Genomic DNA, 12,018 nt, shown 5'->3' with positions numbered 1-12,018 from the left:
GTGCTGCATTTTCTGATACATTTTGTATCAAGGTGAGTTGAAATTTTTCTTTGGTCTACACACTCATAGGAATGGAGGGAATTATGAACATGTTGAAGAAGGAATTGAAGCTGCTACTCGTCATTTTATTAGTCTTCATGCAGTGCTTGTATGCCGTCGGCGTTTCAACCAAAGCAAGTGCTACTGAAATCTCCGATAACATTTTGGAAAGTGTGACGATGGTTGTTTACGACAGCGCGGGACAAATCGTGACGGGAAACGTATACGATCAGGGCGCTAAAGTAAAGCTGGACTATACCTGGTCTTTGCCGGATGGTCATAGTTACCGCGCAGGCGACACCTATACGTTTATGCTGCCAGAGCAATTCTTGTTATTTAATAACGTGGGCGGGACTTTAACTACTGGTGACGATCAAGTTGGAACTTTTCAGGTAAACAAGGACAGCAGACAAGTCATCATTACATTTAATAATTTTATTGAAAGCCATGATAATGTGAGAGGGACCCTCTCGATCAATACCCTGTTTAATAAAAGTCGAATAACTGGAAGCACAACACAAATTATTACGATCCCTATCCATTCGGGAGAACAGGTATTTACGCTCGTTTTCAGGCCGGATGTTCCCTCTACCATAAGTAAAGCTGGTATGGCTAACGGTTTTAATGCGAAGCAGATTGACTGGACCGTTGATGTGAACAAGTCGATGGACTCCATATCGCAAGCGGTCGTAACAGACCCTATTCCTTCGGGGTTGGATGTTCCATTAACTGTTGCTGTTTACGATTTGGATGTGAAGTTGGACGGTACAATGGTGCAAGGGGGATTGGTGGATAGCAGCAAGTATACGATGAGTACAGATGGGCGTGATCTTTCCATACATTTTACAAACAGCCCTATTCTTTCTGCCTACCGTATTCAATACACGACGTCAATTAATGATCAATCTAAAGGGCCTTTTGTGAATACAGCAACGTTATCAGGAAGTAATAAAACCGCTGTCGAGGCTTCTGCAACGGTTGAAGTCAAGCATGGAATCCCGCTTGATAAGATTTCACCTGATTCAGAATACAATCCTAGTACCCAGACCATTGGATGGACAATCAAGTATAACTATAACGAAGTGACGATTGCGAAGGAGCAAGCAACATTAGCTGACTTATTCAATGACACCCAAGCATTGGTGTCTGATTCTATGCATGTGTACCCTGTAACGTTCAATTCCTCTGGCGATGAAACGTTGGGAGTCGAATTGCCTGCTACAGAATATACACTGACGACATTATCGCAACCTTCCAAAAATGGGTTCAAACTGGAGTTTAATCACGATATTACGTCGGCTTATAAAATCATTTATAAGACGAAGGCAAGCAGCCCCGTTATTAATAATGCTACTATTTCCAACCAAGTTACTAGTGGGAGCGGAACAGTTAAAACGATCACACGACCAATTATTCAAGGGGTCCTTGCCAAGACTTTTGGTGCCGTAGACTATGGAGCTCATACGGTTGTGTGGAATATCAAGATTAACGAGGATAGCCAGGAACTGAGAAACGTCGTTGTGGCGGATACGTTTCCGAACAAAGGACTCCACTTCATTCCTGGTACATTGGTTATTAAACATGGTGATACTATACTAGATGCAACAGAGTATACAGTGGATGGTCCAGTATCCCCAGGTGAAGGCTTCAAAATTACTTTTGCAAATACGCTCACCAAACCTACCTTAATTACCTACAAAGCAGAGTTTAATCTGGATTGGATACAATCTGAGAACAGCACAACTGAATTTCCTAATAGGGTTAAATTAGACTGGACTTATCGTTCTGAGGTCGCGTATACCAAAACAGTCACGACAACGTTCGTACCTAAGGATGAAGTGAAGAACAACGGGTTTAAAAATGGAACGTATGATCTAAATTCAAAACAAATCACATGGAATATTGGGTTTAATTACAACAGTAAACCACTTGAAGCGGCCGTGCTCGAGGATCTTTTAGAATCAAATCAAAAGTTGGTTGAGAGCTCCGACGGTTCCATTACTTTTAACGTCTACAGGATGAAAGTCCTAGCGAATGGCGTAACCACGATAGGGTCGATTGTAGACCGTCTCAGCTATGACTACCATGTAGATGCTAACAATAAGCTCATTCTGGCATTTAAGCAGCCGATTTCAGAGCCGTATTATGTCGTTTTTAAAACGAGTGGCCTTGGCTTGCTTATTAACCAAAGTACAGTGAACAATACGGCCAAACTATTCGATGCGGATAAACCCGTGTCGAAGGATCTAACAGCATCCGTTAACATTCCACATGGAGGCGAGTACGTCAGCAAGAAAGGTTTGCAAAACGGTGACAAAATTAATTGGACGATCACGATTAACCAGGGACAATCAACTTTGAGTGACGCTGCATTAATAGATACCCCTACGGTAAATCAACTGCTGCTGCTTGATACGTTCCATCTATTTAAAACGATCGTAGATACAAGTGGAAATGTCACTAAAGGGGTAGAGTTAACCAAGGAAGTCGACTATACACTAGTTGTCAATACGGATACGAGCGGTAAACAAACATTCCGGCTGCAGTTTGTGAACCCTATCAATTCCGCCTACATTTTGGAGTACCAATCACTCATCGTGGCTAATGATAAGGATACTGTTTCCAATAAAGTTAGCTTGAGTGGTAAAAATGTAACGACAATCACAACAGAAACCGAGCAAAATGTTATTGTTGGCGTTTCGAGCGGTTCCGGCACAGGCAGTGGAGTAAGGGGTTCGCTCACTGTCAAAAAGGTGGATGCGTCGAATAACACCGTATTGCTCAAAGGAGCAACCTTTGACTTGTACCGCAAGACTGACAGGACATTGGATCGGATTGGTACAGTGACCACGAATGAAAATGGAATTGCTAATTTCACCGGCCTGTTGAAGGGCAATTATGTTGTGAAGGAGAGTGCAGCGCCTGCTGGGTATGCTCTAGATGCTGCTAAGGAATACCCCGTTTCTTTAAATTCGGGTGAGAATTATTTGATAACTGTAACCAATACCAAGGCTACCGACCCGCCAACCAGCACGCCGTCTAATCCACCAACCAGCACGCCAACTAACCCGCCAGATAACGATACATCAACGAATGATCCAGATCCGACTCCGAGTGCTTCAACATCACCGAAGCCAAGTGTGTCACCTACTCCGTCCAGTTCACCAAGCCCAGGACCTAGTTCAAGCCCAAGTCCTGGTCTTACGCCGAGCCCAACGCCTGTTCCATCAAACGGGCCTGCGCCTTCGGTCAGTCCAGAGCCAACGACGACGGCAGAAGGACAGCAGCAGGAGACACTCCCAGTGACCGGTGAATCCAGTCACACGGCTGTGAAAATAGCCGGTGTGGCGCTCATTCTTCTAGGCTTCCTCTTACGGAGAAGATGGCGTAAACATTAAAGTTGATACAAAGCCTTAACAGCTCATTCGCTGTTAGGGCTTTTTTTGTTTTATCCCGCTAAATTCTGACATGTTTTTCACATTTATTAGGAAATAAGGCCTATAAAGTTATTGCCAATAGGACTATAATCATGGTTAACTATAAATAGATTATTTACAGTTAAAGAAAATGGGGTGAGATATGGAGAATGGTTGTATGAGTAGAGGAAAATCTGCCTGCTGATTATGGCATGGTGCCCATTTCATGGAGTTCAGTGAAGTCGTTCGAGTATTAATAAAACGTTTAAATGGTGTTTCGATTGCAACAACAATTAAAGTGGAGGTAAATCATGCTGCGTTATCGGAAGAAAGTAGCAATCCTGATGTCGCTAATGCTGGTCATCCAGTTAATTGGCGGTATGCTTGGTGCGGTGCAGGCTGCACCGACCAATGCATTTGATGGAAATAAACTCGATGAGTTCAGTGTAACCGGGTACGATGCAGATCCTAATGATCTGGATGGACAACAAAAGAAAGAATTAACGGAAGCTGTACTAGGGCGCGATACGGAAATTCTGGTCCATGCCCATAATAAAGCTCCAGGAGAAATGGCCTTCAACGTTGGCGTTGAAGTGATACTGCCGGACGGCCTTGAACTGGCATCGGATATGAGTCCGAGTACGGTAGTAACGGATAGCGGTACAGGAACCATTACGGCTTTCTGGAAAGATATCAAAGATATCGCTGCCGGGGAAAGCTTCGATTTCCCTGTGAAAATCAAAGTTTCCAATAACTATAGGAAAGCAAATAGCAGTGGTCTGGTTCCGTTTGGAACTTTTCTGACGCCAACGGTTCGACTTTTTGCGAGCAGAGATGCCCGTAACGTATACTATGACGCTGCGCTGCCTACCAAGACATGGAGCAAAGCAATCAAGGTCACACCTTTTTCCATTCGTATTATCGATAATGTGAAGAATGTGAAGGGAGCGGGCCCTGATGCTACACCCCCAGCGGGAGGCTCAGAGTGGGGAGAACTTCCTTACAAGATCGAAATGGTTAACAATGCACGGTCCTCTACATCATTTACATTGTTTGAAGAGAAAACGGATGCGGCAATAGAGCTTTATGGTTTTGAAGGTCAAACCGGAACGCCGACACAATCGGTTAGCAATGGCGAACGCACCGCGAACTGGACGCTTCCAGCACTTACTGTGGCAGGTGAGGACGGAAAAGGTAAGAAAACGTTTAGTTATCAGGCAGCCTTTTTGAATACGGATGCAGGCAATCATATAATGCAGCATGGCACACAGAAGGATGATAAGTTTGACTATAGTGCTATCGTGGATGGTCAACCCTATTCGGGGTCTGTAACCCATAAGATTACAGCGCGAGATATCGTAATTTATAAAGGTGTTCAGAAGAAAGCAGGTTCTTCAGCAGGAAGTGATGTCGGATACAATGACAGGCTTGTATACACGCTGCGTGTCAAAGTAAACGAGTACGTACCTGTAACAGGGATTACCGTGAAAGATACGCTGGGTGATGGGCAGGACTTCGTCGATGGTTCGGTCTTAGTCCGAAATGCAACCAATGGAACAATATCTCCAGATCTCACGAAAACGGGTTCAGGAAATGGAACTACAGTTTTAACGTGGACGCTAGGCGATATGGACTACACAAGGGCTGCGGATCGTGAGTACACGATTACATATGAAGCCACCGTTCGATCGACTTGGAAGGTTGCTAAATCCGGTGGAAGCAATGTAGTAGCAGCGGACGTTCTGGTCAATAAGGCAGAGGTAAGCGGTGCATCCGATTCGTCTGGGGCGGTCACCGATTCCGATTCAACCGAAGTTCACGTGACGACGCCTAGTGTGAGTGAGAAAATCGTTAAAGTGAATGATGGAACCATCGTGGGGGGCCAGCCGGTTAACGAGCTGAAGCAGGCGGTAACCGTAGGTGACACGGCTAGTTTTAGAGTGGCTTACGACGCTGTGGGACTGCAGGCGAAACAACACAATGTCAAGCTATATGACTATCTACCTCTCGGCACGTTGTTGGAAGGCCCACTTAACAGTTATCAAATTAACGAAATAACGCCTACATACGAAGAAGCTATGCATGCCCTGGTGTGGGATTTTGGCGATACGGATCTAGTCGAGGGTCAGATTAGCCAACTTGACACTGAGGTAAAAGTGCGGATTCAAGACGATACCAGTTACGTCAAAAAGGACAAAGGTGCTAAAAACCTAGTTGTTCTTACCTATGAAAATTCAGAAGGTATTGTTGAAAGCAAACGTAAGGAAGTTGAATTAGCTTATGTAGAACCTGATGTGAGCATAACGCGCACAGTGAGCAAAACGACGGATCTTCACGGAAATGAATCGGTTCTAGTTACAATTAAACTAACGAACAATGGATATACACCGGCCTACCATGTCAAGCTGACAGATAAGTTAGCGGATGGCTTGCAGAACTTGCCGGTTAGTCCAGACTATACACAGACAGACACGTTGATCAAATTCAATGAAATTCCTTCCATACAACCAGGCGCAGCCAATTCGGTGACGTTGACGTACACAGCAAAGCTAACTGATCCAATCGGCGCGAGTAGAGATATTGTGCTTAAAGATGCGACCTGGACCTACTATGGGCAAAATAATACATCAGCTGGAGTTATCAATCGTCCTTATAGTGGGCAAGAGATAACGACGACCACGCTGACAGCGGCCGGACCGACGATTATGAAGACGGTTGAAGATACTTCGGGTACGAAAACTTCCTTGAAACCTGGCGACTGGGTCGTTTACAAGGTGGAAGTGAAAGTCCCGACCAATAATGTGGCTTATTCACCGTCGGTTGAAATTGAAATACCAAGCAATGAAGCTTATTTAGCAACGTACACGGGTTATGATTCGGAAACAGATACGGGGACGGGAGCGCTAACTGTCGATACGTCAACAGCGGGCTACATTAAATTTGCTGGAATGGCAGAGGTACCGGGCGCGACATACACGTATTATGTTAAAGCCAATGTGAAGAAGATTAATGCCGGTACATCGGTAAGTGAATCGTCCGGCGCTACCTTCAGATGGAACGCAGAAGCATCTGGTTCAAACAAAAGCTTATCCGTTCAGAACACGGAAAAGCCTACGGTGACCATTAAAGCGCCGCAGCTGGAGATTAACTTAACGCCTAGTACAACATCAATGAAAGCGGGCGACACCAAAGCCTATACCGTCACGGTAAAGAACAAGGGGCTGAATCCGGCCTATAACTTTACACCGACAGTAACTCTGCCAGCAGGATTTAGTTACGAGTCTGGTGACGGGACGGCCACCGGGCTTACAAGGACGTTCCCGGAAGTGCTAGTGCTTGCTAATAATGACGAGCAAACCTACACATTCACTGCCCGTCTTGACAACGTCAAGGGGTCAGGATCAACGCAAAGCATTCAAGCTTCCACTGGAGACTACTACAGTCTGCCTGCTGGCGGTGCCAAATATGACTATGTGGCGGGCTTAGCTACGGTTGAGGTTCCACGAGTCACGATTACGAATGTCATTACAGCGACTAGCAGCGGCGATATCTCTAAGATTCGTCCAGGAGATACCGTCGACTATCAAGTTGAAGTGACTATTCCTGATGGGACGATAGCGTACGACGTTGTCGTCGAAGATGTAGTCGACTCCCTTGGAAGTAACTTTAGCATAACGAATCCTGGCAATTTTACGGTTGCAGGAAACAAGCTTACCAAAGTTTTAAATAATTCAGAGACTGACGCCTCAACAGGGGTTAAAGTCCTCACATACACTTTTCAAGTGCAAGCAAAAGCAGGTGTTTTCGCTTCAGGTGAAGTAGTTCCGTACAAAACTACGGCAGTGGCCAAATGGCATAAGCAAAGCGGCTCCGATCCAGCGCAAACGGCTGATGCCGTAACGAGCATTGCGATTATGCAGCCGAAATTAACGATTGATCCGGTAGCGATTGCCGATACGAAGTTTTCCAAGACCAACACTGAGATTACAGTTGAGTTTGAACTGAATAACGTTGGGAACGCGACAGCCTACAAGCCTTCGGTAGAAGTCAAGCTGCCAAGCGAACTGAACGTGAAGCCAGGTTCGATCTCCGACAGCGGCTCCCTTAGCGGTGGTGACACACTTACATGGTCTGCACTCTCCGATCTTGCTGTAAGCGGTAAGAAGAAAGTGACCTTCATTGTCACTACGAAGCCAGAAGTCGTGCCAGGGACGACAGGTATTACGATTAACGGTAAAATAACCGGATACGAGTCCCGGGAGACCACACCGGTAGCCATTTACACCCCTGTAGTTTCCTTGCCGCAGGTACTTTCTGTAGATGTGTTGACGGTATCGGCTTCGATCAAGGAATCGACGAACAACAGCACGACTACGGTGCGCCCTGGGGATGAAGTGACCTATCTCCTTAGCGTAGATCAGCCGCTCAATACGACCTCGTATCATGTAAATCTTGATTCGTTGTCAGGGCTTGTTCAACAGGAAATCATTTCGGTAGGTAAGGTCGATGGCAGCTCGATTACTGATATTCCGAAAGTTGGAAATAAGTATCCTCTCAGTCAAATCACAGGGGATGCCAGTCCGACGGTTCCATCCGCGCAGTATCAAATTGTTACAAGATTGAAAACGGATGGACCAACTGGCGCTTATTTCGCTCAGTTCACACCGAAGCTTGACTATCAGACAGCGGATACGGCAGGCGCCCCTCGAACAATATCGGCCGGGATGCTGTCTGTGAACGTCGTGCAACCGGACATCTCCCTACTGTTAAGCAGCGTCAAGCCGGCCCGTCCAGACGGTTCCATTCCGTTCGACACGGCGAGTGAAGAGCTTCTCTTCACCATGAAACTGACGAATAACGGGCAGAGCACCGCGTTTAACCCGTTCACGGCAATCCAGCTTCCAACAGGTGTTCATATCAGTTGGGCAGATCCTAGAGCTACAGTAAGCGGATCTACTTATGACTTGACTTGGGAAAGCATGCCGATTCAGCCCGGCAGCAGTAGTGAATTACAATTTAAAGTACAAGCGGATAACGCAACCGTGGTTAGCTCGGTTTATGGCGTTCGCTATACCTTGAACGAATATTACTCTCTCCCTTCGAAGGGCGGGAAGCAGTATGAGGAGCTGAGCTCGAACTTAATCAACGCGGTTGTACTTGGACAGCACACGTTGAATACAGCTCCGGATCAAACCGTGAAGGCCGCACAAGCGGCAACGTTCCCGCACATAGTTACGAATACGGGAGCCGGTGTAGATCTCTTCAAGCTTGAAGTGAACACGCCATTTGCTACGGATGTGGTCGTTAATGGCCAAGTGGTAGCTACATGGGCATTCGATCAAGGGCAGTGGAAATGGACGTTCATTTCTCCGGATGTGAATCAAGGCGGCGTTCCAGGCTTCACGTTGAATGCCGGACAGCAGCAGGCGCTGCAGCTTGTCGTTCATGTTCCGGAAGGAACACCTTATGACAACGATCATCCGCATCTGATCGGTTTGAAGGCATCAGCCATCGGGAGCGGAAACCAAGAGAGCATTCAAGATAAGCTTTACGTTGTTGGGGACCCGCTTGACGGATGGGCAGGCAGCCAGCCGCGTTCGCCATGGACAGAGCCGGTGCTTGCACCAGGCGATCCTTTGAAGCTTTCGGCCGTTAGCTCCAACGATGTGCAACGAGTGGAAGCTGTCTATCTCCATGGCTCACATTCCGAAGTCATTCAATTCGTGCTGACGAACCCGGATACATTCATCACAGATGGTCATAAAGAATGGAAAAACGTGCTGACACGGTTACCAGACGATATTCTGGGTAATCTTACTTCAGAGTCGTTCAAATTAACCTTTATAGGGTATGATGCGGCAATCGGCGGTCATGATATCCAGACAGATGCACCTGCAGGCGCATTTGGCGGCAATAATGGTTTTACGGTGAAGAATGCGATTGAAATTATTGGTACCATTACAGATGCTGGTGACCAACGGCCAATTGCTGGCGCTATCGTTACCTTATACAACGAAGATGCTAGTCATGTAGAAATCGCGAAAACAACAACAGATGCAAGTGGTGGATATAATTTCGGACAACGTCCGGCAGCACGCTACAGCATCGTGGTGCAAGCTGAGAATTATGCAGAGGCAAGCAAGACATTCTACGCTATACCTAGCACAGTTGGAAGCAACCAAGTTATCGTAGATGCTGAGCTCAGCCAATATCGTTTAGTCTTAAAAGCTGATCCTAGCAGCATCGTTGGCGATGGGCAGTCCACTACTATTTTAACGGCTGTCGTATTGGATCAAACAGGTCAACCGCTTTCGAATGTTCATGTGAACTTCAGTGCTCCTGTGGGCACTTTCGTGGGTGGCTCAACGGCTATCACGAATGAAAAAGGTGAAGCAAAGGTAACGTTCAAGTCCGCTGTCATCGAGGGGATCATCTCCGAGCGGTTCCCGATTCAGGCTATTGCTGACGATAGCCCGCGCGATCTGCATGCCAAAGCGCAAATTATCATGACCTTTGAACCGGCAAGTATCGTAGGGACTGTAACCGAGATGATCGATGGCGTTGTAACGCCGGTTAACGGAGCTCATGTTGTCATTACAGCGAATTTTGATGCGAACCCCGACATTGACTTTACCGGCGAAGCTTATACGGTTACGAAAGATACGTACCAAGGTTATTACAAGATCGCGATCCCTCGCGGAGGCGTCGATTATCAAATGCAAATTACGAAACCTGTTCAAATCGGCGGACACACCCAGCTTATCACCTACACACAAACGATAACGGCAGGTGCGGTTTCTGGAGCGGGACATGAAGAATTTAGGCCTACTAAAGGGGCCAGCGGGCTTATTGCGCTGGGCAACGACGATCAGAGTGTCGGCGTATTCCCGACGAATATGACGAGCAAGATGAGGGTTCGATTGCTTGATAACTCGAATCATGAAATTTCAAACGCTCCACTTCAAGCGAACGGAACGTTCAGTATGAATGGTCTGACGCAAGGAGAATACAAAGTGGAAATTAGCTACGAAGTAGAGCCGGGCGCATTCATTGTTCTGAATGAAAACGCGCAAGGGGAGCTGTCGAAGCTGAAGATCAGCAGCGATGGCGAACTGAACATTGCGCTTGAGCTAATTGACCCTTATGGCAAGGTAACGGATGCTGCTACAGGTGCTGTAATCGAAGGTGCGCATGTTGAGCTGTACTATGCTGATACACCTAGGAACGCAACCGGTGGGAAAATCAAGCACACCTTGGTACCCCTTCCTATTCTCGCAGGCTTCCAGCCAAACGAAAATAAGAACCCGCAGAACACAGATGCTGCTGGGGATTACGCGTATATGGTCTTCTCGACTTCGGATTACTATGTGCGCGTGACGAAACCGGGGTATGTGACATATGTCAGTCCGACGATATCCGTCGAGTATGCAATCGTTAGACACGATTTGCAGATGCAGCCAGAGTCATCCGACAGTGGCAACTTAGGTGGCAGTGTTGTTCTGCCTGGTCAAACAGACTTATCTGTACATTTATTTTCGGATAAAGCCAATTACGGGGAAGACCAAGAAATCACGTTTACTGTTGAATACAGCAACAAAACAGGTACATTAGCGCAGGGAGTTCTCGTTACTGCACAAATTCCTACCTACACGACGGTTGCTGACGTAGCAGGCGGATCCGTGAACGGAAATACGATCACGTGGACAATCGGTGACTTGGCAGCGAATGGAAAAGGGTCGCTGACTTACAAAGTGAAAGTGTTGTCCAGCGCTCTTCCTAAAGCGGAACAAAATGTAACGAACGAAGCGTCGATTTCTAGCAAGACGACACTCGTACACCTGGAAGACGATAAGTCTACTCTTCAAGTGATGTTGTTCTCGAATCGTTATGAGGATAGCAAACACACGAGATATATCATGGGATACCCTGATCTGGAATTTAAGCCGCTGCGCAATATTACCCGTGCGGAAGTGGCGGCGATTTTCGCAAGGATTATGAATCTGCGCAGTACAGTGAAAGGGGAGGTGCTCTACCCAGATGTACCAGTCGTTTATTGGGGCAGTGAGTACATTGAGGCTGCTACGAGAGCTGGTTTATTTGGTGGGTACGAGGATCGTTCCTTCCGCCCGGATAAGGCGATTACGCGTGCCGAGCTATCGGCCGTTATAGCCCGTTACCTGAACTTGAAAGCAGATGCTTCAAACAATCTTCATTTCAGTGATATTTCTACGCACTGGGCGAAGAATGAGATCGAGGAAATTTACCGTTATCACATCATTAACGGATATCCAAACGGCTCTTTCCAACCAGGACAAGCTATGATTCGTGCAGAAGCCGTTACGATGATTAATCGTCTCTTGCACCGCGGTCCACTGAAAAATGCCAGTCAGTCTTTCCCTGACGTCTCCCCGTCTTATTGGGGCTTCGAGCAAGTAGAGGAAAGCGCCAATACGCATGAATACAAACGTAATGAAGATGGCTCAGAAACATTAACCAAGCTGATACCTGAGCCGCTCTGGTAATGACAAAAGAAGCAGGATACCCCATGGGGCATCCTGCTTCT

Annotated in this window: 2 protein-coding genes; both read left to right on the top strand. The window is 46.8% G+C overall.

The annotated features are described in order from the left end of the window. Positions 1–89 precede the first annotated feature (89 nt). Positions 90–3,437, top strand: coding sequence for an LPXTG cell wall anchor domain-containing protein (locus GQF01_RS15120; RefSeq protein ID WP_161407608.1), 3,348 nt, complete (start codon positions 90–92; stop codon positions 3,435–3,437). 329 nt (positions 3,438–3,766) lie between these two features. Continuing rightward, the gene (locus GQF01_RS15115) at positions 3,767–11,977 is read left to right on the top strand and encodes an S-layer homology domain-containing protein (protein WP_161407607.1); all 8,211 of its coding nucleotides are present in this window, start codon (positions 3,767–3,769) and stop codon (positions 11,975–11,977) included. Positions 11,978–12,018 lie beyond the last annotated feature (41 nt).

The sequence above is a fragment of the Paenibacillus silvestris genome (assembly GCF_009882985.1).
Classification (GTDB): domain Bacteria; phylum Bacillota; class Bacilli; order Paenibacillales; family NBRC-103111; genus Paenibacillus_E; species Paenibacillus_E silvestris.
The sequence above is the reverse complement of the archived record's forward strand: the minus strand, read 5'-3'. Positions and strand labels throughout refer to the sequence as shown.

Excerpts from the sequence above, each read along its gene's own strand:
- GQF01_RS15120 (WP_161407608.1), top strand. The coding sequence starts at position 90 with ATGTTGAAGAAGGAATTGAAGCTGCTACTCGTCATTTTATTAGTCTTC.
- GQF01_RS15115 (WP_161407607.1), top strand. The coding sequence starts at position 3,767 with ATGCTGCGTTATCGGAAGAAAGTAGCAATCCTGATGTCGCTAATGCTG.